Source organism: Heterorhizobium halophytocola (assembly GCF_017873095.1).
Taxonomy (GTDB): domain Bacteria; phylum Pseudomonadota; class Alphaproteobacteria; order Rhizobiales; family Rhizobiaceae; genus Allorhizobium; species Allorhizobium halophytocola.
In genome coordinates, this window is sequence record NZ_JAGGJU010000012.1 from 72,761 (window position 1) to 97,804 (window position 25,044).

25 protein-coding genes are annotated in these 25,044 nt (G+C 63.3%); 5 read left to right on the plus strand and 20 right to left on the minus strand.

Translation table 11 applies throughout. The features are described 5' to 3' along the window. Positions 1 to 31: 31 nt before the first annotated feature. The gene (locus J2Z17_RS20025; RefSeq protein ID WP_209947542.1) at positions 32 to 532 is read right to left on the minus strand and encodes a Csu type fimbrial protein; all 501 of its coding nucleotides are present in this window, start codon (positions 530 to 532) and stop codon (positions 32 to 34) included. Between the two features lie 389 nt (positions 533 to 921). Here J2Z17_RS20025 and J2Z17_RS20030 point away from each other — a divergent pair, with 389 nt between their 5' ends. Next, positions 922 to 1,464 carry an adenine phosphoribosyltransferase gene (locus J2Z17_RS20030; protein ID WP_209947545.1) on the plus strand — a complete coding sequence of 181 codons (543 nt, stop codon included), beginning with the start codon at positions 922 to 924 and terminating at the stop codon, positions 1,462 to 1,464. Positions 1,465 to 1,526: 62 nt separating this feature from the next. Here the strand turns inward: J2Z17_RS20030 and J2Z17_RS20035 are convergent, their stop codons facing one another. Continuing rightward, positions 1,527 to 1,946, minus strand: a complete 420-nt coding sequence (locus tag J2Z17_RS20035; RefSeq protein ID WP_209947547.1) for a Tautomerase enzyme — start codon at positions 1,944 to 1,946, stop codon at positions 1,527 to 1,529. A 150-nt stretch (positions 1,947 to 2,096) separates the two neighbouring features. Between J2Z17_RS20035 and J2Z17_RS20040 the strand changes: the two genes are divergently transcribed. Further along, on the plus strand, positions 2,097 to 2,657 hold the full coding sequence (locus J2Z17_RS20040; protein WP_209947549.1) for a TetR/AcrR family transcriptional regulator: 561 nt from the start codon (positions 2,097 to 2,099) through the stop codon (positions 2,655 to 2,657). Between the two features lie 34 nt (positions 2,658 to 2,691). Here the strand turns inward: J2Z17_RS20040 and J2Z17_RS20045 are convergent, their stop codons facing one another. From J2Z17_RS20045 to J2Z17_RS20080, 8 genes are all read right to left on the minus strand, one after another. After that, positions 2,692 to 3,303, minus strand: a complete 612-nt coding sequence (locus J2Z17_RS20045) for a LysE family translocator (protein WP_209947551.1) — start codon at positions 3,301 to 3,303, stop codon at positions 2,692 to 2,694. 94 nt (positions 3,304 to 3,397) lie between these two features. Next, positions 3,398 to 4,207 (minus strand): helix-turn-helix transcriptional regulator, encoded by an 810-nt coding sequence (locus J2Z17_RS20050; protein WP_209947553.1) that lies wholly within the window; start codon positions 4,205 to 4,207, stop codon positions 3,398 to 3,400. Further along, positions 4,204 to 4,683, minus strand: coding sequence for a glutathione peroxidase (locus tag J2Z17_RS20055; protein ID WP_209947555.1), 480 nt, complete (start codon positions 4,681 to 4,683; stop codon positions 4,204 to 4,206). Before J2Z17_RS20055 ends, J2Z17_RS20050 begins: the two co-directional genes overlap by 4 nt. After that, positions 4,680 to 5,162, minus strand: a complete 483-nt coding sequence (locus J2Z17_RS20060) for a MaoC family dehydratase (protein WP_209947557.1) — start codon at positions 5,160 to 5,162, stop codon at positions 4,680 to 4,682. Before J2Z17_RS20060 ends, J2Z17_RS20055 begins: the two co-directional genes overlap by 4 nt. Further along, the gene (locus tag J2Z17_RS20065) at positions 5,162 to 5,623 is read right to left on the minus strand and encodes a MaoC family dehydratase (protein WP_209947559.1); all 462 of its coding nucleotides are present in this window, start codon (positions 5,621 to 5,623) and stop codon (positions 5,162 to 5,164) included. Before J2Z17_RS20065 ends, J2Z17_RS20060 begins: the two co-directional genes overlap by 1 nt. 264 nt (positions 5,624 to 5,887) lie before the next feature. Further along, entirely contained in the window at positions 5,888 to 6,352 is a 465-nt protein-coding gene (locus J2Z17_RS20070) for a MarR family winged helix-turn-helix transcriptional regulator (RefSeq protein WP_209947561.1), read from the minus strand. A 213-nt stretch (positions 6,353 to 6,565) separates the two neighbouring features. Continuing rightward, entirely contained in the window at positions 6,566 to 7,669 is a 1,104-nt protein-coding gene (ychF, locus tag J2Z17_RS20075) for a redox-regulated ATPase YchF (RefSeq protein ID WP_209947564.1), read from the minus strand. Between the two features lie 137 nt (positions 7,670 to 7,806). Further along, entirely contained in the window at positions 7,807 to 8,322 is a 516-nt protein-coding gene (locus tag J2Z17_RS20080) for a YcxB family protein (RefSeq protein ID WP_209947566.1), read from the minus strand. A gap of 231 nt (positions 8,323 to 8,553) precedes the next feature. On the opposite strand from J2Z17_RS20080, the gene clpS reads away from it, so the two are divergent. Then, positions 8,554 to 8,865 carry an ATP-dependent Clp protease adapter ClpS gene (clpS, locus tag J2Z17_RS20085; protein ID WP_209947568.1) on the plus strand — a complete coding sequence of 104 codons (312 nt, stop codon included), beginning with the start codon at positions 8,554 to 8,556 and terminating at the stop codon, positions 8,863 to 8,865. 27 nt (positions 8,866 to 8,892) lie between these two features. Here the strand turns inward: clpS and J2Z17_RS20090 are convergent, their stop codons facing one another. The 6 genes from J2Z17_RS20090 to J2Z17_RS20115 form a co-directional block, all read right to left on the minus strand. Then, positions 8,893 to 9,828 (minus strand): oxygenase MpaB family protein, encoded by a 936-nt coding sequence (locus J2Z17_RS20090; RefSeq protein WP_209947570.1) that lies wholly within the window; start codon positions 9,826 to 9,828, stop codon positions 8,893 to 8,895. Positions 9,829 to 9,992: 164 nt separating this feature from the next. After that, entirely contained in the window at positions 9,993 to 10,448 is a 456-nt protein-coding gene (locus tag J2Z17_RS20095) for a GNAT family N-acetyltransferase (protein WP_209947571.1), read from the minus strand. Between the two features lie 3 nt (positions 10,449 to 10,451). Beyond that, positions 10,452 to 11,186: an aminoacyl-tRNA hydrolase gene (pth, locus tag J2Z17_RS20100; RefSeq protein ID WP_209947573.1), complete on the minus strand. Its 735-nt coding sequence runs from the start codon at positions 11,184 to 11,186 to the stop codon at positions 10,452 to 10,454. Positions 11,187 to 11,258: 72 nt separating this feature from the next. Further along, complete coding sequence (locus tag J2Z17_RS20105) at positions 11,259 to 12,002, minus strand: substrate-binding periplasmic protein (RefSeq protein WP_209947574.1); 744 nt, start codon at positions 12,000 to 12,002, stop codon at positions 11,259 to 11,261. Between the two features lie 36 nt (positions 12,003 to 12,038). Further along, positions 12,039 to 14,417: an EAL domain-containing protein gene (locus J2Z17_RS20110; protein ID WP_209947576.1), complete on the minus strand. Its 2,379-nt coding sequence runs from the start codon at positions 14,415 to 14,417 to the stop codon at positions 12,039 to 12,041. A gap of 223 nt (positions 14,418 to 14,640) precedes the next feature. Next, positions 14,641 to 15,264, minus strand: a complete 624-nt coding sequence (locus J2Z17_RS20115) for a 50S ribosomal protein L25/general stress protein Ctc (RefSeq protein WP_209947578.1) — start codon at positions 15,262 to 15,264, stop codon at positions 14,641 to 14,643. A 283-nt stretch (positions 15,265 to 15,547) separates the two neighbouring features. Here J2Z17_RS20115 and J2Z17_RS20120 point away from each other — a divergent pair, with 283 nt between their 5' ends. Beyond that, on the plus strand, positions 15,548 to 17,674 hold the full coding sequence (locus J2Z17_RS20120) for a putative bifunctional diguanylate cyclase/phosphodiesterase (RefSeq protein ID WP_209947579.1): 2,127 nt from the start codon (positions 15,548 to 15,550) through the stop codon (positions 17,672 to 17,674). A 790-nt stretch (positions 17,675 to 18,464) separates the two neighbouring features. Here the strand turns inward: J2Z17_RS20120 and J2Z17_RS20125 are convergent. From J2Z17_RS20125 to J2Z17_RS20135, 3 genes are all read right to left on the minus strand, one after another. Further along, positions 18,465 to 20,648, minus strand: coding sequence for a methyl-accepting chemotaxis protein (locus tag J2Z17_RS20125; protein WP_342454438.1), 2,184 nt, complete (start codon positions 20,646 to 20,648; stop codon positions 18,465 to 18,467). Positions 20,649 to 20,972: 324 nt separating this feature from the next. Next, on the minus strand, positions 20,973 to 21,905 hold the full coding sequence (locus J2Z17_RS20130) for a ribose-phosphate pyrophosphokinase (RefSeq protein ID WP_209947583.1): 933 nt from the start codon (positions 21,903 to 21,905) through the stop codon (positions 20,973 to 20,975). Positions 21,906 to 22,028: 123 nt separating this feature from the next. Next, positions 22,029 to 22,910, minus strand: coding sequence for a hypothetical protein (locus J2Z17_RS20135; protein WP_209947585.1), 882 nt, complete (start codon positions 22,908 to 22,910; stop codon positions 22,029 to 22,031). Between the two features lie 262 nt (positions 22,911 to 23,172). Between J2Z17_RS20135 and J2Z17_RS20140 the strand changes: the two genes are divergently transcribed. Next, positions 23,173 to 23,871, plus strand: a complete 699-nt coding sequence (locus J2Z17_RS20140; RefSeq protein ID WP_209947813.1) for an SDR family NAD(P)-dependent oxidoreductase — start codon at positions 23,173 to 23,175, stop codon at positions 23,869 to 23,871. Between the two features lie 18 nt (positions 23,872 to 23,889). Here J2Z17_RS20140 and J2Z17_RS20145 read toward each other — a convergent pair whose 3' ends face one another. After that, a complete protein-coding gene (locus tag J2Z17_RS20145; protein WP_209947587.1) occupies positions 23,890 to 25,044 on the minus strand; it encodes a M24 family metallopeptidase in 1,155 nt (384 codons plus the stop codon).

Here is a 25,044-nt window from a genome sequence, read left to right on the forward strand (position 1 = left end):
AATGTTATTCCCCGTATTCTAACGCTTGCTGTCAGTAGGTGATCGTCGCAACGATCGTATCGGCGTAGTCGCCTGCCGCTATGCTCTGGCCGGCGTTGACCTGACCGTAGAACGGGATGGTTTCGTCATCGCCCGTGGCGGTATTGCCGACGGTGTCGGTCCCGGGCGTATTGCCCCACACGGTGGTGTGGCCGCTGTCCTGGTAGATCGAATAGGCAGCCTTCACGCTGGTATCGCTGGTGTTCGTCATGTAGCGCGTGGCGACCGAGGCTAGATCTCCGCTGCCGGCACTGAGACCAATCTGGTAAGTCGCGCCCGCGGTGCATTTCACCGTGATATTGCCGGTCGCGTCCGCGGCGGCGTCAAGCACGCTGACAGTGCCGAAGGCGAGTGTGTCGGTCGAAATGGTGCACTCGTCCGCGATCGTCATCGACACGCCCATGTTGGCTGTCTTGGTCGCAGCGAAAGCTGTGGTCAGGGAAAGGGGGAGCGCTACGGCAACGGTAGCCGCCGCAATCATATACTTTGTCATGATAACCTCGAGTTGTAGAACTGATCTTTTCGCTTGGCTTGATTTTGCTCTCGCCGCTAATAAACTTCGCAGTAATATGCTAATCATCTGTTAATTTAGTAGCATAGGTATCTTCACTGCACGAATTATATTGCGAGGACAGGATATTATATATTTTTTAACTATAAACATTATTGTCTGTGTAAGAAAATACAGTGAGTTGCTGCCAAGGCCTGGACGTATATCTTCGAGGGTGGTGGTCGGGTTTCGGCAAGTTCCAGTTGCCTTTTCACGGTTTTACCAGATCGGAAGCCGGTGCCGGGCGAGCCGCAGATGTTTCAACTGGACGACGCACGTTGAGCGACCTATTGGTGGGTCTTTCCATTGACCAGCAGCAAGGCCCGTCGTTCATGTCTTCATACGGTACCGAACTCGTTCGTTCGATCCGGTCGATTCCCGACTATCCGAAGCCCGGCATCATTTTCCGCGACATCACCACGCTGCTCGGCGATGCGCGCGCCTTTCGCCGCGCGGTCGACGAACTGGTGCAGCCCTATGTCGGGCTGAAGGTCGACAAGATCGCCGGCATGGAGGCGCGCGGCTTCATCCTCGGCGGTGCCGTGGCGCACCAGCTGTCGGCCGGTTTCGTGCCGATCCGCAAGAAGGGCAAGCTGCCGCATGATACCGTGCGCATCGCCTACAGCCTTGAATACGGCGTCGACGAAATGGAAATGCATGTCGACGCGGTCAAGCCCGGCGAAAAGGTGATCCTGGTCGACGACCTGATCGCCACCGGCGGCACGGCTGTCGGCGCCGTCAAGCTGCTGCGCCAGATCGGCGCCGACGTGGTCTCGGCCTGCTTCGTCATCGATCTGCCGGATCTCGGCGGCCGCAAGCAGCTCGAGGCGCTGGGCGTCGAGGTGCGGACGCTGGTCGAGTTTTCCGGTCACTGAGCCGCAGGGCCGATCGTTTCAGAGGCGAGGGCGGGAACCGGGATGGTGTCCGCCCTCGCGTCTCAGGCGGCCGCGGCTATCGCGGCGCCCAGACCTTCATTGTCATAGGCAATGCCGGCAATCCCCCAGCCGCCATCGACGGCGTATTTGATGTTGGCGAAGATGCGTGCGCGGGGCAGTCGCCCGGCGGCTGCCCTTTCGATGATCTCCGTCCCCTCGCTGATCCAGCGGCGTTTCAGCTCCGGGGTCGGAAGCACGAAGGACGGCACCGTCAGCTCGAAGACGGCAATGTCAGCCGGCTGGCCGGCCGAGACCGTGCGGCCCCGAGGCACCACGATCAGCTCGGCCAGCACGTTCGGCGGCATGAAGCCGTTATCGGCAAGGCCGTGCAGGTCGAGCAGCAGATCGGTCAATTGCTTCAGCACGGTGGCTTCGGCATCGACGGACAGCAGCGCCTGCGAGACGATGACTTGGATGGGCATGGTTTTTCTCCTTAGTGGAAGGCGCGGAATGTCTCGCGTAGGATGGCATTGGGTGCGCAATCGCTATATAACGATCGCTATGTGAATAAATGTAACGATCGTTATTTTGTCAATGAGAAAAATAACGATCACTATTTTTGTAGGTACATTATGGGACGACCCAAAGGGGGCGGTGGCGATGCCGCCGCGAGACTGCTGGAAGCGGCCGGCCGCGGTTTCAGGACCGGTGGCTATGGCGGCATCGGCGTCGACGCGTTGGCAAAGGAGGCGGGCCTGACCTCCGGCGCCTTCTACGCGCATTTCGGCTCCAAGGCGGAAGCCTTTCATCAGACGGTAATGGACGGGCTGGCCGTTCTGGATCAGGGCGTGGCCGTGCATCAGGCCGAATGGGGCCCGCACTGGCTGGCGCATTTCGTCGACTTCTATCTCGGCGACCGGATGATGCTGGGACTTGATCAGGCCTGTGTCCTGCCGGGGCTGTCTGCCGACGTGGCGCGCGCGCCGCACAAGACACGCAAGGCCTATGCGGACGCGCTGTCGGCCTTGGCCGACCGCATTGCCGGCGGATTGGGCGGCGACGACGCACGGGAGCGAGCCTATGCCTTGCTTGCCCAGCTTTCGGGCGCCGCCAGTCTGGCGCGGGCCGTCACCGACGAGACTGTCCGCGAAACGGTCCTGCAGGCCGCCGCCAAGGCCGCCAAGGCGATCTGAGGTGCTGCATTAGCCCGCGCAACGGCCGGCACGGTTACTGGCGGGCCAGAGCTAGCCTGACGCCAAGCAGCAGGAAGCAGGCGGCAAAGCTGCGGCGCAGCCAGGTGACGGCCTGGGGGCTTGCCAGCAGCCTGCGGCGGGCAAGCGAAGCGAACCAGCCATAGAGCGCAAAGACGATGAAGGTCAGCCCCATGAAGGCAAGGCTGTAGCCTGTCATGGCGCAGAGGGCGTGGGGATCGTCCGGGCGGACGAATTGCGGCAGCAAAGCCAGGAAGAACAGCGACAGCTTGGGATTCAACAGGTTGATGGCAATCGCATGCCGGATGATGACCGGGGCTCGTCGCGCGCCATGGTCGGGTCGCGGTGCGAGAAGGCTCCCATCGCGCCAGATGCTGATGGCCATCCAGAGCAGATAGAGCCCGCCGGCGAGTTTCAGCAGATTGAAGGCGGTGGCATTGGTCGCGAGCACGGCGGCAAGCCCTGCTATCGCCGCCAGCATATGCGGAACGATGCCGAGCGTGCAGCCGAGGGCGGCGACGAGCGCCCATCGTCGCCCGTGCGACAGTCCCATGGCGATGGTGTAGATCGCTCCGGTTCCGGGTGTCACGATCACGATCAAGGCTGTCAGAATGAATTCGATCGGCATGGCCGGCTGGTCCTTCGTCAGAGTTCGCCAGACGATAGAGACCTGCAATCCTGCGGTCTTGAACGCAATTGCAGCAGCAACGCGCTACGGTCCCTCAGCGGCGCGCCGAAAACGATGCCGGCGTCAGACCCCAGCGACGGCGAAAATCGCGGGTCATGTGGCTCTGGTCGGCGTAGCCGGCCACGGTCGCGGCTTCCACAAGCGTGCTTCCGCCTGCAATCAGCCGGCGGGCCCGGTCGGCGCGCTTCTGCATCGCATAGGCGTGCGGCGTCAGGCCGGTCCATGCCGCGAAGGCGCGCAGCAGCTGGAAACGGCTCATGCCGGTTTCGCGGGCGAGCTCGCCAAGGGAAGGCGCAGCGCCGTCCCCGGCCTCGATCATGTCGCGGGCGCGCTGAAGTCGCAGCCGGTTCCCGGCTTCGGCCCGAGATGCCGGCAGGAGCAGGGGCGCGAAGAGCGGCAGCAGAGCCTCTTCTGCCGGAAAGCCGTCGCCGCGGTCCGGACCGCAGAGACGATCGAGGCATGCCAACAGCCTGGACCGCAGGACGGCATGGCGCGCAAACACCGGATGTTCGAACTCGAAATTCTGCGTACCCTCCGGATCCACACCATCAAGCAGCGAGGCGAAGCGCTGCGGCGACAGATAGAGCATGCGCCAGCTGCGGCGTTCACCGCGCAGCGGCATGCCGTCATGCACCTCGCCGGGGTTGACGGTAATCACGTCACCGGCAATTGCCTCGACCTGGCCCCGGCCGGAGGCGGAGATCTGGCCACCGGCAAGCATGACGCCGATACCGAACTCGTCATGACTGTGGCGGGGAAAACTGTGCGCCGAATGAGCGGCAACGGTCCTGAGGCCGGGCAGGCCCGGTTGATGAGCGACGAATTCTGCCGCCCGACGGGTCATGCCGCGATCGCCTTTGCGATATCGCTCTCCATGCTATCGGGCCGGGTGTTCGGCGCATAGCGGGCGATGGGCAGACCGTTGCGGTCGATCAGGAACTTGGTGAAATTCCACTTGATTGCCCGGGTGCCGAGGATGCCGGGCGCGGTGCGGGTCAGATATCGGTAGAGCGGGTGCGCATCGGCCCCGCGGACGTCGATCTTGGAAAACATCGGGAAGCCGATCCTGAAGGTGAGATCGCAGAAGCTTGCGATCTCGTCATCCGATCCCTTCTCCTGGGCACCGAACTGGTTGCAGGGAAAGCCAAGCACCACCAGATCGCCGGCAAACCTGTCCTGCAGCGCCTGCAAGCCGGCATATTGCGGGGTGAAGCCACAGGCGCTGGCGGTGTTGACGATCAGCAGCACCTTGCCGGCAAATTCGGCAAGGCTGCGCTCCCTGCCGGTTATGTCGGTCGCCGAAAATTCGTAGACGGTCATGGCGTCACGCCTTCCTCGAATTCGAGTATCTTGCTGTCGAAACGCAGCACGGTCTCGCCCTTCTGGTTGATGCCGTCGGCAACCCCCATGTTGAGGATCCAGCCGGGGCGCGAGGCAAGCGGCCGGCTGTCGACCATCTCGATCCCGTAGCGGATTGTGTCGCCGGCAAACACGGGTTTCAGCCATTGCAGCCGGGAAAAACCGGGGGAGGGGCCGAGCTGCGGCGGGGTCAGACCCTCGGCCGTCAGTCTGACGGTTTCCGTCGACCAGTAATCGACGAAAAGCCGCATCCAGGCCGCGCAGGTGTGCCAGCCCGAGGCGCAGAGCGCCCCGAAGACGAAGTCGCGGGCAGCCTCCGCATCGGTGTGGAAGGGTTGCGGATCGTGCTTGCGGGCAAAGGCGATGATGGCGTCGGCGGTAAAGCTGTGCGCGCCGGTTTCGACCCGGTGGCCGGGCGGATAGAGTTCGAGCAGTTTCATCAGCCGGCCTCCGTCCCCGGTCTCAGCCGCATCATGATCGGGTTTTCCGACTGCAGCACGATCTGGCCATTCTGGTTTTCCAGCTGGTGGGTGAAGTTGACGATGCCGATGCCGGGCCGCGAGCGCAAGGCTCGGGCCGCCAGCACCTTGGAGCGGCCACTCAGCGTGTCGCCGGCAAGCACCGGCCGTTTCCAGGCCATGTCCTCGATGCCGGGCGCCCCTTCCGAGGCGGCCTGCAGCACATAGGCCTCGATCATCATCTGCATCAGCAGGCAGCTTGTGTGCCAGCCCGAGGCCGAGAGCCCGCCCAGAATGCTGGCCTGTCCGGCGCTTTCAGAAATGTGCATGGGCTGCGGGTCGAATTCACTGGCAAACGCGACGATTTCTTCTGCCGTCACGGTCTTCGGCTTGAATTCGAAGACCCGGCCGAGTTCGAAATCCTCGAAATAGAGTGTCGCCATTCGCACCTCCTCCTGCACGTTCGAACGGGCGCAGACAATGGCGGGCATGCCGCGCAAATTCAAGGCGTCGATGGGCCGCGCCAGGGCTTGTCTTCCGCTGAAAACATGCCGCACGAAGGATGGCGCGTTGAAAAAACATGTAGCGATCTCCCTGCCTCGCGCGTTCGCCTTAGCGGCTTGGGTCGCGCATGTCCTGTTCGCGAAACCGCAACTCGGCTTGGACGCGATGCTCCAGGGGCCGCAAGATCCGCCTGGCGGCCACGATCACCCCTTGGGGTTCTCGGCCGTCAGTTCGCTGATGTCCGCGTCTTCAAAGGCCTTCATCACCCGCAGGGCAGCTTCGACATCGGCGCGGTCGACCCTGCGCAGAATGTGCTCGCGCAGCTCGTCCACCAGCTTCTCGACCTCGTTTGCAACCCGCTCGCCTTCTTCCGTCAGCCAGATGCCCTTGGCGCGCCGGTCTTCCGGGTCGTCCTTGCGGATGACGAGGCCCTGCTTTTCCAGCTGGTCGAGCAGGCGCACAAGCGAAGGCCCCTCGATGCCGACCGTGCTGGCGAGCTTGACCTGGCGCACGCCATTGCCGAGGCGGCTGATGAAGATCAGGGGGGCGGCCGAGGCCTCGGACACGCCGTGCGAGCTGAGATGCTGATCGACCAGCTTGCGCCACTGGCGGCCGGTGGACAGGAGAGTGGCGCTGAACTGGCGCTGAAGTGTGGATGCGTTTGCCATGCCATCGTCTACAGCTGAAATAATGAGGATGCAATTAACAACGGTTTTGCGGCGATGCGGTTCAACGCCGCGGCCCCGGTCCCTTGCGCTTACGCTGGCCGGGCTGGACGACGCGAGGGCATGGGTGGGCCCCAATGCAAACTGCCGCCGCTTCGGGGAAGGGGCGGCAGGGCCAGGCAGTTTGAAGATCCGGCTGAAAGTCCGGGATCGGGATCAGGTGTTGAAGCGGAAATGGATCACGTCGCCGTCGTGGACGACATATTCCTTTCCTTCGTCGCGCCCCTTGCCGGCCTCCTTGGCGCCAACTTCGCCCTTGTAGGCGATGTAGTCGTCATAGGCGATGGTGAAGGCGCGGATGAAGCCACGTTCGAAATCGGTATGGATGACGCCGGCTGCGGCCGGGGCCTTGGTGCCGCGCGGAATGGTCCATGCCCGGGTCTCCTTCGGGCCGACGGTGAAATAGGTGATCAGGTCCAGCAGCTGATAGCCGGCACGGATCAGGCGGTCGAGGCCGGCTTCTTCCAGGCCGAGAGCGGAGAGGAATTCCGCCGCCTCGTCTTCCGGCAACTGGGCGACTTCCGATTCGATCGCAGCCGAGATGATCACGCATTCGGCGCCCTGTCCCTTGGCCATCGCGGCGACGGCCTCGGTATGGGCGTTGCCGGTCGAGGCATCGGCTTCGGCGACATTGCAGACGTAGAGAACCGGGTGCGAGGTCAGCAGGTTGAGTTCGCGCAGGATCACCAGATCCTCGGGCGCCAGGGTCTGCAGCAGCAGGCGGGCCGGCTTGCCCTCGTTGAGCAGCTTGATCACGGCTTCCATCACCGGAAGCTGAGCCATGGACTCCTTGTCCTTGCCGGTGGCGCGCTTGCGGGTCTGTTCGACGCGGCGCTCCAGGCTTTCGAGGTCGGCCAGCATCAGCTCGGTATCGATCGTGTCGGCATCGCCGACCGGGTCGATGCGCCCCTCGACATGGGTGATGTCGTCATCCTCGAAGCAGCGCAGCACATGGACGACGGCGTCGACTTCGCGGATATTGGCGAGGAACTTGTTGCCGAGGCCTTCGCCCTTGGACGCGCCACGCACGAGGCCGGCGATGTCGACGAAGGAGATGCGCGTCGGAATGATTTCCTTGGAGCCGGCAACAGCTGCCAGCTTCTGCATGCGCGGATCCGGCACGGCGACTTCGCCGGTGTTCGGTTCGATCGTGCAGAACGGATAATTGGCAGCCTGGGCGGCGGCCGTCTTGGTCAGCGCGTTGAAGAGAGTGGACTTGCCGACATTCGGCAGTCCGACGATCCCGCATTTGAAGCCCATGGCGTCTATAACCTGCTTTGAAGCTTGATTTCGTGTGGCTGTGGCTATGGGATAAACCGGCCATGGGGTCAAGGGTCGAGGGCCGGAACAGCCGGGTTTTGCCGGCGGGGCCGGCCTCTGACCGCTGGCCGGCGGTCTCAGATGGGAAAAAGCCTGGCGCTCACAAGGCCCGATTGGTTGAGGCACCGGCGGAATGCGCGCTCGTCCGCCGGGCTGAAGGCACGCTTGGGAAAGGCAAAGAATTGCGGCCCGGCGGGAAACAGGACGAACACCGTGGCGTCTTCGCTCCATGACTTGAAATCCGTCCATGCGTGACGGCCATGGCCGCGGTCGCGCGTCAGGCTGATCTCCGCTGCGTCGAAGGTCAGTTCGGTCTCCTCGTGACTGGCAGGCGTCTCGCGGAAATACTGAACGGATTTGCGCCGTCCGAGCCGCCTGCCCGCCCTCGCCACGGCAAAGAGCACCAGCGCTGCGAACAGGGGCGAGGCAATCGCCGTTGAGACGAACGAGAGTTCGAACAGTAGCAGGAGATAGACGGCACAGAGGCCGGCGCAGAAAACAAAGGCCATGGCGACCGCGACCGGCGTGGTCCTCTGCCGGCGCCAGAGATCCTGTCCCGCCAGGATGTCGTCTTCCGTAAGCCTGTACCGCATTGTCACCTGCACTTTCGTGTCCCGGCATGGATGCCATGCCGTGCATTGGCAGAATTGTCGCTGGATTGTCAGTCGGCTGAGGCCGGATGTTGAAGTTGATTAGCACACGTGGCATGGCGCGGGACAGGCGCCAAGAAAAATAGTGCGCTACAGGAACCTTGGCAGACGCGGCGGCTTTTATGCTATAATGCACTGCAAAAGCGGATCGCCCTTAGCAACGGAGGAACGCCGTTGGCCGGAAATGAAACAGTCCTGAAACCGAAGACCGTGACCAAGCCGAAGCTGGAAAAGCCGAAGCTCTACAAGGTCATATTGCTCAACGACGACTACACGCCGCGGGAATTCGTGACCGTGGTGCTGAAGGCCGTGTTTCGCATGAGCGAAGAAGCGGGGCGCCGGGTGATGATGACGGCGCACAAGATGGGATCGGCCGTGGTCGTCGTGTGCACGCGCGACATCGCCGAAACCAAGGCCAAGGAAGCCACCGACCTCGCCAAGGAGGCCGGCTATCCGCTGATGTTCACCACCGAACCCGAAGAATAGCCCGTTCCATATCGACTGCTATGAAGTTCAGACGGCGGCCGGCGGCTTGCGGTAGAGATAGTTTGCCGGCAGCCCGAGCCGCTTGCAGGCCTGCACCGGCGCGGAAGAGGGCAGCATGAGCCTGTCGGTGCCGTAGGCTGCCAGATCGACGAGCCGGCGCTGCGTCGGGCTCAGCGACCAATGGGTCCACAGATCCAGCCGGTCGCGCACCCAGGGCGGCAGGATCTCGATCGCCGCCTTGACAAACAGGCCCTGCATGAAGCGCAGTGGTGCCGGAAGCAGGGGGACGGTGCGCATGATGTCGAGGAACTCGAACACCACGTCCGACTTGACAAGCCGGTGCCGCATCACCTCGAACAGTACGTTCATGTCGGACAGTGACGTCGGCACGCCGCCGGCACCATAGAGATGGGCGGCAGCCTCGCCTTCGGCCAGCATGTGGTTGCGCTCGACCTCCGTGAGCGGGCGGGCATAGGTGCTGAACGCCTCCATGAAGCCATAGCAGGCCGTGGCATGCACCCAGTCGAGCAGCAGCGGATCATCGGCCCGGTAAGGGTGCCCTTCGCGCGTCACGCCACTCACTGCGGCATGGCGCCGGTTGATGCCGTCGATCATCCGCGATACCCGGCTCTCGGCGCCGTAGACGGTCGCCATTGCCGCCAGCGCGGTGCGTTGCAGCCGCGGTACGGCATCGGTGCGGAAACTGGTGTGCTGCCACACCCCGTCGCGCACCTGCGGTTCTGCCAATTCCAGAATGACGGCACTGATGCCGCCGATGAACAGCGTCACCGGATTCTTGAAAACCTGCCAGGACACCGAATCGGGCGGCAGAAGCGCCGGCTCTCCGGGCGGACTGGAAAAGTCGAATTCGACGCCTTTCGGCTGAGACAGGCGGCGGGCATAGGCATCGAGGTGCCGGCTCAAAACCTCAGGCATGGGAAGGGGCGAGAACGCAAGCAACATGACGATGAACCTCCGGCCTTCATAATGCGGAAAGTTATCCGCAGGTTCCTAATAAGCAGGAGATCACGTCTTCAAAGAGGCGGCCGACGCTTTCATTCAGCGATTGTTCAGGTTGCGATGCGTTGGCCGGGTGCCGGTTGCGTTGCGGACTGCGCCGGACCGTCTCAGCGGGCGGGGATGTCGCGGATCTCATAACCCTGCTTGGTCGGTCGGAAGCCGCAGCCCGCGTAGAAGCTGTGGGTCGCAGGGCTGCTGCTGCCCGTCATCAGCCGCACGGCATAGCAGTTCTCCTGCAACGCGAGATCGACCGCGTGCGCAAGCACCGCGCGGCCCACGCCCATCCGGCGGAAAACCCTTGCGGTGACGACGTTTTCGATCAGCGCGTGTGGGCGCCCGCCACGTGTCAGGTTCGGCATGACGACGAGAACACAGCTGCCGGCCAGATTGTCGCCGACAAAACCGCCGAGGATCGACAGAGCGGGCATGGCGGTCATTTCGGCAAACCGCTGTCGGGCAAGATCGGGGGGGAGGGCAGGATCGTGCGGATGCAGGTCGCGGTAGAGCGCCAGCAGGTCCTGCAAGTCCTCGCGCTCAAGCCTGCGGACCGCGACCTGTTGCATGCCTCATTCGTCCTTGTTGCCGAACATCTTCTTCAGCATGTCGGCCATCGGCCCCTTGGTGGGCAGTTTTCCCGGCAGCTTCGTCGGCTGGCCACCGCGCGCCTGGCGGATATGCGACTGGCCGCCTCCGGGTTTTTTCGGCGGTTTCGCCGGCTTTTCCGGTTCCGCCTTGCCGCCGGTCGCAAGCGTCAGCTTGTTCATCAGCTTGGATTCGTCCTTCAGCGGCAGCAGGTCGGCATTGTCGGCAATCGCATCGATCAGCGGATCAAGCCAGTCACGGTCGACCTTGGCAAAGTCGCCAAGGACATAGCCGGACACCCGGTCCTTGTCGCCGGGATGGCCGATGCCGAGGCGCAGTCGGCGATAGTCCTTGCCGCAATGGGCGTCGATCGACTTCAGCCCGTTGTGGCCGCCATTGCCGCCGCCGGTCTTCATCCGCACCTTGCCGGGGAGAAGATCGAGTTCGTCATGCACGACGATCAGGTCGGCCGGGGTGAGCTTGTAGAACCGCATGGCCTCGCCGACGGCTTCGCCCGAGAGGTTCATGAAGGTCAAGGGCTTCATCAACAGGACCTTTTCGCCGGCGATCTCGCCATCGGCAATCTCGGCCTTGAACTTCTTCGTCCAGGGACCGAAGGCATGGCGGCGATAGATGGCGTCCACGGCCATGAAGCCGATATTGTGGCGGTTGCCATCGTATTTCGACCCGGGATTGCCGAGGCCCGCAATGATGATCATGTCGATGTCCGTTCGTCGTTTGGCCTTGGGCGATTGACCACAGCCAAACGGCGGACTTGTCAACCCGTTTTGTTATTCGGCCGCGGCAGTTTGCCCGGTGACCGGCCCCAGGCCGTAACGCGCCAGAATGGCCTCCTGGGTGCCGTCGGCGATCATCTCGTCCAGCGCCACCTGCATCTTCTTCTGGATATCGGCCGGAAAATCGATGTTGCAGGCAATCGAGAAGGTCTGCTGGGAGAAGATGAACTTGGCCTCCAGCGGTTCGCCCTTCGCTTCCAGCTGGCGGAAATAGAGCTCCGACATCGGCATCAGATCAATGCGGCCGGCGAGCAGCTTCTTCAGGGTCAGGTCAAGATTGGTCGCCAGATCGACCTTGGGAAAACGGTTCCGCTCCAGGATCGCCTGGGTGTAGTCGTTGCGCTGGGTGCCGACGACAAATTGCCGGGCGGTCTCGAGATCGTTGGCAACCACGCCCGAACCCTTGCGCGCGACCATGAAATTGCGGTCCAGCGCCAGCGGTTCGATCCACTTGAACCGGTCGTTGCGTTCGGGAATGTGGGCGGTGGTGAAGACGCAGGTGTCTTTCTCCGCTTCCGCCAGCGCGATCGCCCGTGCCCAGGGCATCAGCTCGATCGTGTAGTCGATGCCGATCTTCGGCATGACCTTGATGATCTGGTCGTAGGATGCCCCGCTGATGCCGCCGTCGGCGCGGAAATTATAGGGCGGGTAGTCTTCGGTGGTGAAATGAACCGTCTGGGCCTGCGCATGGGATAAAGGGGCGGCAAGCAGAACAAGCATAGCAAGCAGTTTCTTCATGGCCATTCTCCAAAAGCGTCAGCTGAAAGGTCTTTCTCAGGCAACCGTGGTGGTCTTCTCCTGCAGCCAGAGATGTTGTTCGATGAGGTCGTCGACGCGCTGCGGCCGGGCAAACAGATAGCCCTGGCCGTAGTCGCAGCCGAAATCGCGCACGATCTCCCATTGCGCGCCGGTCTCGATGCCCTCGGCCACGACCGAGCAGCCCATCTTGTGGGCGATCTCGGTGATGCCTTCGGCGAGCAGCCGGCTGCGCTTGCGCTTGCCCGTCTCGCCCTCGGTCAGCGAGCGGATGAAGCTCTGGTCGATCTTGATGATGTCGACCGGGAAGCGGTTGAGATAGCTGAGCGACGAATAGCCGGTGCCGAAATCGTCGAGCGCGATGCGGCAGCCGAGATCCTTGAGCTGCTCGAGCACGGCGTGAACCTGCGGATTGTCGTGCAACAGCATGGCCTCGGTGATCTCGATCACCATGCGCTGCGGACGGATGCCGTAGATGTCGAAGAGCGAGGCCAGCCGCGGCGGCAGGCCCGGCTCGAACTGCAGCGGCGAATAATTGACCGCCAGATAGGTGGTTTCGTCGCCGGTCTCGTCGGTCAGACGGCGCAGATTGGCGAGCGCCTTTTCCAGGATCTTGTCGCCGATCTGGACGATGTCGCCGGTCTCCTCGGCCACGGTGATGATCTGGAACGGCGGCAGCAGGCCCTTTTCCGGATGGGCAAGCCGCATCAGCGACTCGTAGCCGATCACCGTGCCGTCGGTCAGGTCGACGATCGGCTGCAGGAAGGCGTGGAACCAGTCATTGGCAAGGGCAAGCTCGATCGAGCGCTCGATCTCGGCCCGCTGGCGGGTGCTGTCCTGCAGCAGCGGGTGGTAGACCTTGGCGCCGTTCTTGCCGCCGTGCTTCTTGCTGTACATGGCGAGATCGGCGTGCTGCAGCAGTTCGGTGGCGTTCTCCGCATGGGTCGGATAGAGCGCAATGCCGATCGAGGCCGAGAGCCGCGCCGAGCTGCCGTCGAGCACGAAGGCCTCGTCGAAGATGGCGCAGATTTCGGCACTCAGCTGCAGGGCCCGGGCTTCCGCCTCGCCGTCGAGGAAGAGGATGGCGAATTCGTCGCCGCCGAGCCGGGCGGCGACCGAGCCGAGCGGCAGGAGAGGGCGGACCTCGTCGGCGATCCGGCGCAGTACGCTGTCGCCCGCCTGGTGGCCGAGATTGTCGTTGATCCACTTGAACCGGTCGAGGTCGATGAACAGGCAGCCAAGCTCGGTGCCGAGCGCATCCGCCTCGCTTATCTTCTGGTCCAGGGCATGCTCGAAACCCTGCCGGTTCAACAGCCCGGTCAGATGGTCGGTGATTGCCTGATGGTGGTTGCGCGCCTCCGACTGCTTCAGCGCCGTCACATCGGTCATCACGCTCAGCGACAGACCCTGGGCGTCGTCGACGGCCTTCTTGACGCTTTCGACGATCAGCACATCGATCGTGCGGCCATCGGCGCAGGTGAATTTCGTCGTGCATTCCCAGGCCGAGCGGCCGCCTTCCAGGTCGCGCTCGCGCTTGCGCTCGAGATAACCCTGGCGATCGCTCTCCGGCACGCGGTTGCTAAAACGCGTGCCGAGGATGTCCGTGCGCTTGTAGCCGGTCGCCAGCAGCCAGTAGTCCGAGACACCGGTGATCCTGTCGTCCTCGTCGATCGAGAACAGCAGGGCAGGGGTCATGTTGTAGATGTCGGTGGCGCGGCGGTGAGCGAGCTTCAGCTCTTGCTCCTCCTGGTCGAGCTTGAACTGCATGGCGTTGAAGCTCTTGGCGAGCCGTCCCATTTCGTCCCTCGACTGCCAGTCGACGTGATGACGCGCGCCCAGCTTGCGGGTGGCCTCGATCGCGGCGGTCAGTTTCAGCAGCGGCTTGATGATCATCAGCCGGTTGCCAGCGATGGCGGCGCCGATGACCAGCACGACGGCGATGATGAAGATTGCGATGAAGCTGCCTTCTGCCTCGTTGAGGCTCGCAAGGACGTCCAGCCCCTCATAGTAGATCGTCAGCTCGCCGACGGTCTTGGGACCTTCCAGCGCCTTGTAGACGATCGGCACCTTGCGCGAGATGAAGCTGGCCGGTGGCGTGGCGTTTTCCGGCATCGACACGGACAGTGCGCCCGAGGCATCGCTGACGCGCACATGGTTGACCGCCTGGTCCGACAGGATGGCGGCCGTGATGCGAAGCACGCTTTCCTCGTCGAAATCCCAGAGCGGTTTTGCCAGGGCCTGGGCATTGGCGTTGAGGAGCACGCCGACATGATCTTCGAGTTCGCGGGTGGCGCGCTCGGTGGACAGGAAGAGGAAGAGGGCAAACAATGGCACGACGAGCGCCAGCACGGCGCCACCGACGATTGCCAGGAACCTGCTTTCAACGGAATGGGTCATCGGAGCGTATCCCGCAACTTGGCCGGGACCGCCGCATCTGAAGCCAACACATTTCCCCCACGTGCCATTATGAAGGGGACGTTTGCATGAATGTGTTAAGTCGGGCTGAATCTATCGATACTAAATAGAACAGTGTGCTCTCGACACACCTGCGCCGGTAACAAAAAATCCCGCCTCGATGAGGCGGGATCCATTTCGGTGGCAATGCCCTGAGGGCAGAGCTTTATTCTTCGCTGTCGCCTTCTGCGGCGTCGCCGGCATCCTCGTCCTCGGACAGGCCGCCTGCAGGTGCAACGATGGTTGCGATGGTGAAGTCGCGGTCGGTGATGACCGGGGTCACGCCCTTCGGCAGATCGACATGCGAGATGTGGATCGAGGAACCGATCTTGTGGCCGGACAGGTCAACCGTGATCGCTTCCGGAATGGCGTTGGCCGGGCAGTGCAGTTCGACATCGTGACGCACGATGTTGAGAACGCCACCGATCTTGATGCCGGACTTCTCTTCGTTGATGAAGTGAACCGGAACAGCAACGGTGACCTGGCTGTCGGCCGACACGCGCAGGAAGTCGACATGCAGTACGAAATCACGCACCGGATCGAGCTGGTAGTCCTTCGGCAGGACGCTGATCTTCTCGCCGTTGACTTCGACCGTTGCGACGGTGGTCATGAAACCGCCGGCATGGATGCGCTTGGTCACCTCATTGGTGTTGAGCGCGATAGAAATCGGGGCCTGCTTGTCACCATAGATGACAGAGGGAATAGAACCGTTGCGACGAAGTTCACGGGAGGACCCCTTACCGACCCGTTCGCGCGCCTCGGCCTTGAGCTCATAAGTGTCGTGGCTCATGGCATTTCCTTTCAAGGTTATGGAGAGCTTCGATCGGTCGGCAAAAGCCGGCCGATGACAGCTGAGGTGTCTCTGTTCGGGGACGGCCTCATCCGCGTTGCCTCCAAGGGTGTCTACGCGGACGGGGGCGCTATAGACCACGAAAGTCGAAAAGGCAAGGGATCGCGGGCGATGCGCGATGTCCAAATCGCCGCTTCAGGTCTTGCTAACCTTCTTTCCCAACGAATTCTAAATTGCCGGATGTCACATAGACGAGTCGAGAGTTTGTTCTGCGAGATCCTGAATGCTCAATATCCTGACCTGCATCACCGTGCAGCACGATCCACGCCTCCTGGCGGCAGCGGTCTGCATCTGCGTTCTCGGTGGCGTGCTGACGATGCGGATCTTCTCGCGGGCAAGGGCGACGACGGGCGTCACCTGGCTGAGCTGGCTTTCGCTCAGCGCGATCGTCGGCGGCGCCACCTGCTGGGCGACGCATTTCATCGCCATGATCGGGTTTCGCTCCGGTGTGGTCGTCGGCTTCGATCCGGAACTCACCTTTGCGTCGCTGGCGATCGCCGTCTTGACCTGCTTCCTCGGGTTCGGCGTCGCGAGCCTCGGCCGCCGTACGGCTCTCGTCGAAGCGGGCGGCATCCTGGTCGGCCTGGGCGTCGCCGCCATGCATTATGTCGGGATGGCTGCCTATCAGGTGCAGGGCGCGATGGTCTGGGACCGGTCCTACATCATTGCCTCGCTGGTGATGGCGGCCTTCTTCGGTGCGTTTGCGACCAATCGGGTCGCACGGCCGGTGACCCGCTTCTGCCGCTATGGCGGCGGCACCTGCTTCATTCTGACAATCGCGCTGACGCATTTTACCGGCATGACCGCCCTGACCGTCGTGCCGATGCCCGGCATCGCCGCGCCGGCCGACATGCTGCCGCAGGCGGTGGTGGTCGTGTCGGTCATCGCCGTGATGTTCCTCATCATGGCGCTGGGCGCCAGCACCTATATCCTCGACATGCAGATGACCCGCGCCAGCGTGGAGCGCTACCGCTACATGTCGCTGCATGATGCGCTGACCGGCCTGCCGAACCGCACCGCGGTGCTGGAGCGTATCGAACACCTGATCGCGACACCCGCCGCGCGCTCGACCCAGTTCGCGGTCGTCACCTTCGACCTCGACCGGTTCAAGGAAATCAACGACGTGCACGGACATGCGGCCGGCGACCATGTGCTGCGCGTGGTCGGCGAGCGGCTGAGTGCGGTGTTGCGCGCCGACGAATTTCTCGGCCGCGTTGGCGGCGATGAGTTCGTCGCGGTCAAGAGCGTCGTTCACCGGCGCCAGGACATGATCGCCTTTGCCAACCGGCTGATCGAGGCCGCCTGCGAGATTATCCTCTGGGAAGGGCAGAACCTGACGATCGGCTGCAGCCTTGGCATCAGCGTCCACCGCGACGCCGGACAGTCGGTTGACGACCTGCTAGCGCAGGCCGATGTCGCCATGTACCGCGCCAAGGCGACCACGCTCGACCGCATCTGCGTGTACGATCCGTCGATGGATCTTGCGGCGCGTGAACGCAGCGCGCTGGCGATGGACATGCGCCACGGGATCGGTGCGGGCGAATTCGAACTCTATTTCCAGCAGCAGAACGACACGCAGACCGGCCGGACCACCGGCTTCGAGGTGTTGTTGCGCTGGAACCATCCGACCCGCGGCCTGGTTTCGCCGGCCGAATTCATTCCCATTGCGGAGAAGACAGGCCTCATTCGCGAACTCGGGGACTGGGTCTTGCGGGAATCCTGCCGGGAGGCCGCCACCTGGCGCGTGCCCCTGCCGGTCGCCGTCAATGTGGCGCCGCTGCAGCTTGGCGACCAGGATTTTCCCAAGCGCGTGCTTGCCGTGCTGGTCGAGACCGGCCTTCCGGCCTCGCGGCTCGAACTGGAAATTACCGAAACCGGGATCATCGCCGACCAGCAGGGTGCGCTCAAGGTTATCCGCGAGCTGAAATCCTATGGTCTGCGGATTGCCATGGATGACTACGGCACGGGCTATTCCTCGCTGTCGATGCTGCAGCTCTTCCCGTTCGACAAGATCAAGATCGACCGCGGCTTCGTCTCGGGGGTCTCGACCAACCGGCATTCGGCCGCCATCGTGCGCTCCACGCTGATCCTTGCCTCCAGCCTCGACATCCCGGTTCTGGCGGAAGGCGTAGAAGTCGAGGCCGAACTCGATTTCCTGCGCCTTGCCGGCTGCGCCCAGGTGCAGGGCTATTACTACGGCCGACCGATGCCGCGCGCCGCGATCGAGGACAAGGTCAATGGCGCCGCCGCGTCGGCCGCCTACGACAGGGCCGCGCAGGACAAGGCCGTAAAGGACAAGGCGGCGCTTGTCGCGGCAGAGGACAAATCGATCAGGTCCGCCGCTGCCTGAGGCGGCGGCGAGGGGCTGGCGGTGAGGGTCCCAACCGTCTGATGCCGTAGTCTCAGCGTCCGTCCTGCCCGGCTGACGGTTTTCGCCGACGCCATCGGCCGTCACGATGGCGAACCTCAAGAACTTTACGCGGGACGTCTGCCTGACCGCTACTGCGGTCCAGGATATATCTCCGGCCTTCATTGCGAAGGTGACGGGAGCGGACCTCAGCCCGTCTTGCCGGGATCTTCGCGCAACCTTTCCTGCGTCTCTATCATCCGCATGTCTGTGGCGTGAGTGGTCATCCCGGTTCTGCGCATTCTCGCCGACACCACAGCGATCCGGGGCGACAAGGGCGGTCTATCCCACCGTTTTCGCATCAGCGCGCGCAGACACAGGCCGTGGTGGCCGGGGGTGCTATGGCGACGGCGCAGGCCGAAACGCGCGGTGCCGCTGACGGCGGTTATCCGCAATGCGCGTAGATACACAGCTGTGCCCGAGCCCGCCGCCGACAGGTGGAGCAGCAAGCGATGCGTTCGCTGGCTGATGCGGGACCATGTCCGACCGAGTTTCTGTCCGGGATGCGCGAGCCGCAGGTGCCACGGCTCAGGCCGGATTGCCGTATGGCGCAAGGTGGGCAGGGGCCGGGCAGGGCACTGCAAGGCCTTCCGATTGCGAGCGCCTTGCGGGGAACACCTGGCTCCATCGTCGCGGCTTCGATGGCCAGCGTGGCGCGCCGGGTGGCAGGCAAAAAAATACCCCGGCGCCGCATTCGGTGCCGGGGTATCTGCGTGTTTCGGCGTATTGCCGGTCAGGCGGCCTGGCGGCCCCCGGCCTGATCGTCGTAGTCGGCGTCCTGGGCTTCCGCACCGACCGCGAACCGGCTGACCTGTTCGTTGAGGCCGTCCGCCTCATTGGCAAGCGCGAAGGCCGAGGCCGTGGTCTCTTCGACCATGGCCGCGTTCTGCTGCGTTACCTGGTCGAGTTCGTTGACCGAGGCGTTGATCTCCGCCAGACGGCCCGACTGGTCGCGCGAGGCGCCGGCGATCGCGCCGATATGGTCGTTGATCGCTGCAATGCTTTCCTCGATCTGGTGCAGGCTCTGGCCGGTCTTGGCAACCAGGCCGACGCCGCCTTCGACGTCCTGCGTCGAGGTGTTGATCAGCTCGGAAATGTCGCGGGCCGCAGCCGACGAACGCTGGGCCAGTTCGCGCACTTCCTGGGCGACGACGGCAAAGCCCTTGCCGGCATCCCCTGCACGGGCGGCCTCGACGCCGGCGTTCAGAGCCAGGAGGTTGGTCTGGAACGCGATCTGGTCGATCACGTCGATGATCTGGCGGATCTTCGACGAGGAGCTTTCGATCCGCTCCATGGCGACGATCGCCTCGTTGACCACGGTCGACGACGTCTTTGCACCCGACAGCGCGCCGGCGGCAACATCGACGGCCGTCTCGCAACGCTTCAGCGTGTCGTTGACCGAACCGGTCATTTCGCCGAGAGCGGCTGCGGCTTCCTCGAGCGAGGAGGCCTGGCGCTCCGTGCGCTGCGACAGGTTCCGGGAGGCTTCACTGAGGCCACTCGAGCCACTGCGGATCGCATCAGCGCTATTGCTGATCGAGCGGATGGTCATCTCAAGCTTCTCGACGGAATCGTTGAAGTCGAGGCGCAGGTGGTCGAGGGACGGCACGAAGGCCTTCTGGATGCGCACGTTCAACTGGCCGTCAGACAGCTGCTGCAGGCCGGAAGCAAGGGCGGAGACCGCCTCTTCCAGTTCGGCGGCGCTGCGGGCCTTTTCGGCTTCGCGCTGTTCGCGCTCCTCGTCGAGCTGGTGACCGCGGCGTACGGCTTCGTCTTCCATCTGCTCCTTGTCGAGCGCACTCTGGCGGAAGTTTTCAAGCGCCCGGGCCATGATGCCCATTTCGTCCTTGCGCGAGACGGCGGCGATTTCGATCGCCTTGTCGCCCTGGTTCAGGCGGTTCATCAGGGCTGCAAGATCGCTCAGCGGACGGGTCAGGTAGGACGACACGAGAAGGCCGATGCCGCCCATGATGACGAGCACGGCAAGCGTCGTGAGCAGCGCCCACTTCGCCAGATCATTGGCGGAGGCCAGAACCTTGGCTTCGTCCTGACCGATCACCAGAAGGTGCTGTTCGCCGAACAGGTCGACGGGCACATAGGAATAGAAGATCGACTTGTCGCCGGCCTTGGCGATGACCGTGCCGGCGCTGTTGGCCTTGGCGGCCGCGACGAGTTCGGGAGCGACCGTGCCGTTGCCGCTGCTTGCGCCGCTGCGGATCGTGCCGTCGGAGCTCAGCAGGAAGGCATCGTCGATCGACTGGCCGAGGCCGTCGGGCGCGACGACGGCGGCGAGCTTGTCGGCGCCGATGCGCATGAACAGCGTGCCGCGCTTTTCGACCTGGCCCCAGACCGAGATCGCCAGCGGCTTGGCGACGAAGGCGGACATGTCGCTGCCTTCGGCCTTGAAGCTGGTAAAGCCAAGGTCATGGCTCTCGTCGAGTGCGCCGGCTTCTGTCGCGTCGTAAAGCGGCGCAAGCGCTGCATTTTCCGGATCGGTGACCGATGTCAGGAACTCGCCGTCCTTGGTGACGGTATAGATGAACTGGCCGGTGAGCGTTGCGATATAGATATCGCTAACATTGGCATTCTTGCGGGCTGCCTTCAGCGTACCGTGGATGGTCGCGTGGCGGACGCCGTAGAGCAGTTTCGTGGCCGAGCCGTCGATTTCGGTGCGTTCGTCGGCCGTCTTGCTGTCGTCCATGAAGGTCTTGCGAACATCGGCGTCTTCCGCCCAGATCACCGTTCCCATGTTTTCGACAGCGTCGCCGATCGCCGCATTCTGCGCCAGTTCGTCAAGCGCCTGGCCGACACGGGCCTGATAGGCGTTCAGGGCCTTCACCTGATTGGTGGCGATCGCGTCGAGACGCAGCTCGCTTGCCTCGATCAGGCCTTCCTTGCCGATCTCGTAGCTGAGCACGCCGACCGCGGCACACGAAATAAGGGTTGCACCGATCACGAGACCAGCAAATTTAGCTTTGACAGACGAGAACGTCTTAACGTTCGATTTTGACACCATTTCACCGGACATCGTTATACCTCCCAGGGTGGTACATCCGTTGTCCGTGAAAAACATTACTTCACAGTAAATCCGACATTACGCATACATATCATCACGCGAGGAAGTATGCCGCGCCGGTGCATGGCCTTGCAGATATTCAGCAAAGTGGATGTTTAATCGCGGGTCGGCATGCGGGGAGGAGCCCGGTTTTCAGCGGTGCCTGATCGTCATGGGGTCGAAAGACTAGTCGAAGAGACTGGAAACGGACTTTTCGGTATTCGTCCGGTTGATCGCCTCGCCGAGCAGGTTTGCAACGGAAATCACCCGGATATTGTGTGCCGACTGGATCGCGGTGGTCGGCTGGATGGTGTCGGTGATGACCAGTTCGCGCAACTTGGACGCGGTGACGCGGGCAGCGGCGCCGCCCGACAAAACGCCATGCGTGATATAGGCGGTCACGCTGGAGGCGCCGTTGGCCAGCAGCGCTTCGGCAGCATTGCAAAGCGTTCCGCCGGAATCGACGATGTCGTCGATCAGCAGACAGTCCTTGCCGGACACATCGCCGATGATGTTCATCACTTCCGACTCGCCGGGGCGATCGCGCCGCTTGTCGACGATCGCAAGCTGGCTGTCGAGACGCTTGGCCAGCGCGCGGGCGCGGACCACGCCGCCGACATCGGGGGAGACGACCATGACGTTCTTCAGGTCGTAATGCTCCTTGATGTCGCGGGTGAGAACCGGCACGGCAAACAGGTTGTCGGTCGGTATGTCGAAGAAGCCCTGGATCTGGCCGGCATGCAGGTCGAGCGTCAGAACGCGGTCGGCGCCAGCTTCGGTGATCAGGTTGGCGACCAGCTTGGCCGAGATCGGTGTGCGGCCCGAGGCGCGACGATCCTGGCGGGCATAGCCGAAATAGGGGAGGACAGCGGTGATGCGACGGGCCGACGAACGACGGAAGGCGTCGATCATGATCAGCAGTTCCATCAGGTGGTCATTCGTCGGGAAGGATGTGGACTGCACCACAAACACGTCTTCGCCGCGAACATTTTCCTGAATTTCGACGAAGATTTCCTGATCGGCAAATCTTCTGACGCTGGCTTTTCCAAGAGGGACGTTCAAATAGCTGCAAATGGCATCTGCCAATTGCCGACTGGAATTACCCGCGAAAACCTTCATTGTGGCCCGCCTGTTGCCTTCGTGATGGGGCGCTTTTTAGCGACGTGGCCCTCGATTGCAAGCGATTTGGCTGTTGCTCAAGCATTTTCGTGGCATCTTTATGAGAGGTGTTGAATTTACACTTCACCCGGCGCGCGCCTGTCGCCAGTCGATATACTGGTCGATCGTCTCGGTGGCGATGCGCTGCATCACCGAGGATGGCACGGCGGCCCAGGGGTCGGCGCTCTCGCCGGCGACCCTCTCCTGGCCCTGTATACGGTGGAGACGCGCGCCACTGGCGTCCAGGACGTCCCAGACATAGACCACGTTGATCTTGCCGCCGTCGGCAAAGGCCGAGAGGTATCCCTTCAGGATATAGTCGCTTGCATTGTCCTCCGAACCCCGGATGGTGATGCCGCGCGCCCGTGCATCGGCGCCGAGCTGATGCGAGAGCGGTGTCACCTTTTCCACAGGCGCGCCGATGATCGGCAGGAAACGGATCGATTGGCCGGATGGGCTGGCGGGCGTCAGGCTTGCGACCTGCTGTGGCTGCGCGGAGGGCGCGGGCTGGGAGTTTGCCTGCCGGGTGGCAGGCGGCAGGGGCTGGTCGAAATCCTGATCGTCGGAGGCGGGGGCGGCCGGCGGTGTCTGCCGGCGTTCGGTATATTGCGGTTCCGGCTGCGGCTGGTCGCCGGACCAGCCATCGCCATCGAGCGGCGCGGAGGCGGCCGGTGAACGCGCCGCGCCGGAATTGAGGGCTGCTGCCTGCGCCTCCAGCGAATTCTGGGCGCTGTGGGAATAGTCCGGACTGCTCTCCGCATAGCCCTGCGCAGCGCCGTCATAGCTCTGTTGTTGCGCGTAGACGGGTTGAACGGGCGCCGAGCGGATCCTGTCGGAGGATGTCTGTTCGTAGGCGGGCATCGAGGTGTCGCCGATATCGGCGGGCGGAATCAGCCCCTCGGCGGAATTGCAGCCGGACAACAGGCCTGTGAGATACAGGCCGCTCAAGAGATGTGTCTTTCGCATCCCTGCTCGATCCCTTTTTGACGCATGCCGCCCGAATTTAGCGCCGGGGGCTTAACCGTTCGTCAACGACAGCGCGAAAATCCCGCGGGTCCGCAGATCAGGGTAGAATGTCCACGCTGGAAACGTCCTTTGGGAGAGCGGCTGCGGATAACGGGCAGGGGTGACGTGGGCGGATGCCGGCCTAATTAAGGAGCTCCGGATGTCGTATCTTCACGATGCCGGCAATCCGGTCGCATGGAAGGAGCCATTGATGGTCACGAGGATGTCTTCGCTCGCATCGCCCTATACGGCGCTCGTCATCGGTGCATCGGGCGGCATAGGTGCTGCCTTCTGCGAACGGATCGAAGGCGATGATGCCTGCGGGCGCCTGCTGACCCTTTCGCGCTCTATGGATGGCTTCGATCTTTGCGACGAGGAGAGCGTTGCGCGGGCCGCCGGCCGGATCCGCGGTGCGGTCGAGCATGTCGATCTTCTGATCTGCGCCACCGGAGCGCTGACAATCGACGGCGTCGGGCCGGAAAAGACGATCCGCGCCATCGATCAGGAGGCGATGCGCGCCCAGTTCGACCTCAATGCGATCGGCCCGGCGCTGGTGCTGAAGCATTTCGCCGGGCTTCTGCCCCGGGATCGCCGCGCGGCGATCGCCTTTCTCTCCGCCCGGGTCGGCTCGATCGGCGACAACCGGCTGGGCGGGTGGATATCCTATCGCGCCTCGAAAGCGGCCCTCAACCAGATCGTCCGCACGGCCGCGATCGAGATCGGCCGCAGCCGGCCAAAGGCTCTGGTGATCGCCTTGCATCCTGGAACGGTGGCGACCGGATTGTCGGCCGACTACGGGGCAGGGCACGACCGCTTCAGCGCGCCGGAAAGCGCCGGCAAACTGCTGGATGTCATCGACCAGAGGCCCGCCAGCGACAGCGGTGCCTTTCTTGCCTATGATGGTAGCCGGGTCGACTGGTGATGGTCGGCCGCCCCGGTCTCAGGGCCGGACGATCAGATCCAGGCTGTGGCGCGACAGGACTTCCGGTTCGGCCTCGGTCGTCAGATAGGTCTGTCCGAGCGTCATGGCCGTCTGGCGCTCGCTGTCGGTGACGATCATGTGGACGAAGAGCGACATGTTCGGCTCGATTACCTGCGGATTGCCGACATGAAACATCTGCGCCTCCATCCAGGACGGTGAGAAGCGGGCGCCGAGCGAATAGCCGCAGGCGTTCAGCCGGTGGCGGGTCAGGCCGCGCTCTTCCATCACGCGGGCATGGGCGTCGAACACGTCGCCGAAGGTGTTGCCGGGCTTCAGGATCTTCTCGATTTCCTCGATCGCTTGCCGGCAGGCGGCATAGAGCTCGCGGTGGCGGGCCATCGGCTCGCCGATCAGCACCGTGCGCATCATCGCGACATGGTAATGCGCGCTGACACCGGCCCATTCGAGCGTCAGCTGGTCGCGGGCATCGAGCTTGCGGCGCCCCGCCTTGTAGCGGCACAGCAGCGCGTCGGGGCCGGAGCCGATGATAAACTCGTTGGCCGGATAGTCGCCCCCGCCCGCGAAAACCGCGCCCTGCATGGCCGCCAGGATATCGGCCTCATCGCCGCCTTCACGGATGAGCGGCAGGGCGGCGTCGAGCGCGTCGTCGGCCAGTTCGGCCGCACGGCGGACATAGGCGACCTCCGTCGGGCTCTTGATCAGCCGCAGCTGGCCGACGAGCCCGGAGGCATCGCTGAGCTTGGCGAAGGACACGAGCTGCTCGTCGAGCAGTCGGGCGACGCGGCCGGTCATGCCATGGGTGTCGTATTCGACACCGATGCGGCTGCCGAGCAGATCCATGTCGTTCAAGAGGTTCTTCAGGTCGGTCGTCGGATCGGCCTTGGCGCGGTCCATCCACACGACCACGTTTTCTATCGTCGACGTGTGGCGCGCCTGGCGCAGGTCGGCCGAGCGCGTCAGCAGCGTCATCGTGCCGTCGGCCTTGACGACGAGCGTCTGGAAGAAGCAGTAGCCGAAGGTGTCGTAGCCGGTCAGCCAGTACATGCTCTCCTGCGCGAAGAGCAGGATGGCATCCAGCTTTTCGGCCTGCATCGCCTCGGTCAGCCGCTCCAGCCGGCTTGCATATTCCCGGGTGTCGAAGTGTAGGGCCAT

What these genes read in the sequence shown, in the direction of transcription:
- J2Z17_RS20140 (WP_209947813.1), top strand. Translation starts at nt 23,173, where the DNA reads ATGTCTTCGCTCGCATCGCCCTATACGGCGCTCGTCATCGGTGCATCG.
- J2Z17_RS20045 (WP_209947551.1), bottom strand. Translation starts at nt 3,303, where the DNA reads ATGCCGATCGAATTCATTCTGACAGCCTTGATCGTGATCGTGACACCC.
- J2Z17_RS20130 (WP_209947583.1), bottom strand. Translation starts at nt 21,905, where the DNA reads ATGAAGGTTTTCGCGGGTAATTCCAGTCGGCAATTGGCAGATGCCATT.
- J2Z17_RS20120 (WP_209947579.1), top strand. Translation starts at nt 15,548, where the DNA reads ATGCTCAATATCCTGACCTGCATCACCGTGCAGCACGATCCACGCCTC.
- J2Z17_RS20135 (WP_209947585.1), bottom strand. Translation starts at nt 22,910, where the DNA reads ATGCGAAAGACACATCTCTTGAGCGGCCTGTATCTCACAGGCCTGTTG.
- J2Z17_RS20080 (WP_209947566.1), bottom strand. Translation starts at nt 8,322, where the DNA reads ATGCGGTACAGGCTTACGGAAGACGACATCCTGGCGGGACAGGATCTC.
- ychF (WP_209947564.1), bottom strand. Translation starts at nt 7,669, where the DNA reads ATGGGCTTCAAATGCGGGATCGTCGGACTGCCGAATGTCGGCAAGTCC.
- J2Z17_RS20065 (WP_209947559.1), bottom strand. Translation starts at nt 5,623, where the DNA reads ATGGCGACACTCTATTTCGAGGATTTCGAACTCGGCCGGGTCTTCGAA.
- J2Z17_RS20090 (WP_209947570.1), bottom strand. Translation starts at nt 9,828, where the DNA reads ATGTTGCTTGCGTTCTCGCCCCTTCCCATGCCTGAGGTTTTGAGCCGG.
- J2Z17_RS20025 (WP_209947542.1), bottom strand. Translation starts at nt 532, where the DNA reads ATGACAAAGTATATGATTGCGGCGGCTACCGTTGCCGTAGCGCTCCCC.
- J2Z17_RS20110 (WP_209947576.1), bottom strand. Translation starts at nt 14,417, where the DNA reads ATGACCCATTCCGTTGAAAGCAGGTTCCTGGCAATCGTCGGTGGCGCC.
- J2Z17_RS20105 (WP_209947574.1), bottom strand. Translation starts at nt 12,002, where the DNA reads ATGAAGAAACTGCTTGCTATGCTTGTTCTGCTTGCCGCCCCTTTATCC.
- J2Z17_RS20095 (WP_209947571.1), bottom strand. Translation starts at nt 10,448, where the DNA reads ATGCAACAGGTCGCGGTCCGCAGGCTTGAGCGCGAGGACTTGCAGGAC.
- J2Z17_RS20115 (WP_209947578.1), bottom strand. Translation starts at nt 15,264, where the DNA reads ATGAGCCACGACACTTATGAGCTCAAGGCCGAGGCGCGCGAACGGGTC.
- J2Z17_RS20040 (WP_209947549.1), top strand. Translation starts at nt 2,097, where the DNA reads ATGGGACGACCCAAAGGGGGCGGTGGCGATGCCGCCGCGAGACTGCTG.
- J2Z17_RS20050 (WP_209947553.1), bottom strand. Translation starts at nt 4,207, where the DNA reads ATGACCCGTCGGGCGGCAGAATTCGTCGCTCATCAACCGGGCCTGCCC.
- J2Z17_RS20055 (WP_209947555.1), bottom strand. Translation starts at nt 4,683, where the DNA reads ATGACCGTCTACGAATTTTCGGCGACCGACATAACCGGCAGGGAGCGC.
- J2Z17_RS20070 (WP_209947561.1), bottom strand. Translation starts at nt 6,352, where the DNA reads ATGGCAAACGCATCCACACTTCAGCGCCAGTTCAGCGCCACTCTCCTG.
- J2Z17_RS20145 (WP_209947587.1), bottom strand. Translation starts at nt 25,044, where the DNA reads ATGGCCCTACACTTCGACACCCGGGAATATGCAAGCCGGCTGGAGCGG.
- J2Z17_RS20035 (WP_209947547.1), bottom strand. Translation starts at nt 1,946, where the DNA reads ATGCCCATCCAAGTCATCGTCTCGCAGGCGCTGCTGTCCGTCGATGCC.
- J2Z17_RS20060 (WP_209947557.1), bottom strand. Translation starts at nt 5,162, where the DNA reads ATGAAACTGCTCGAACTCTATCCGCCCGGCCACCGGGTCGAAACCGGC.
- pth (WP_209947573.1), bottom strand. Translation starts at nt 11,186, where the DNA reads ATGATCATCATTGCGGGCCTCGGCAATCCCGGGTCGAAATACGATGGC.
- J2Z17_RS20030 (WP_209947545.1), top strand. Translation starts at nt 922, where the DNA reads ATGTCTTCATACGGTACCGAACTCGTTCGTTCGATCCGGTCGATTCCC.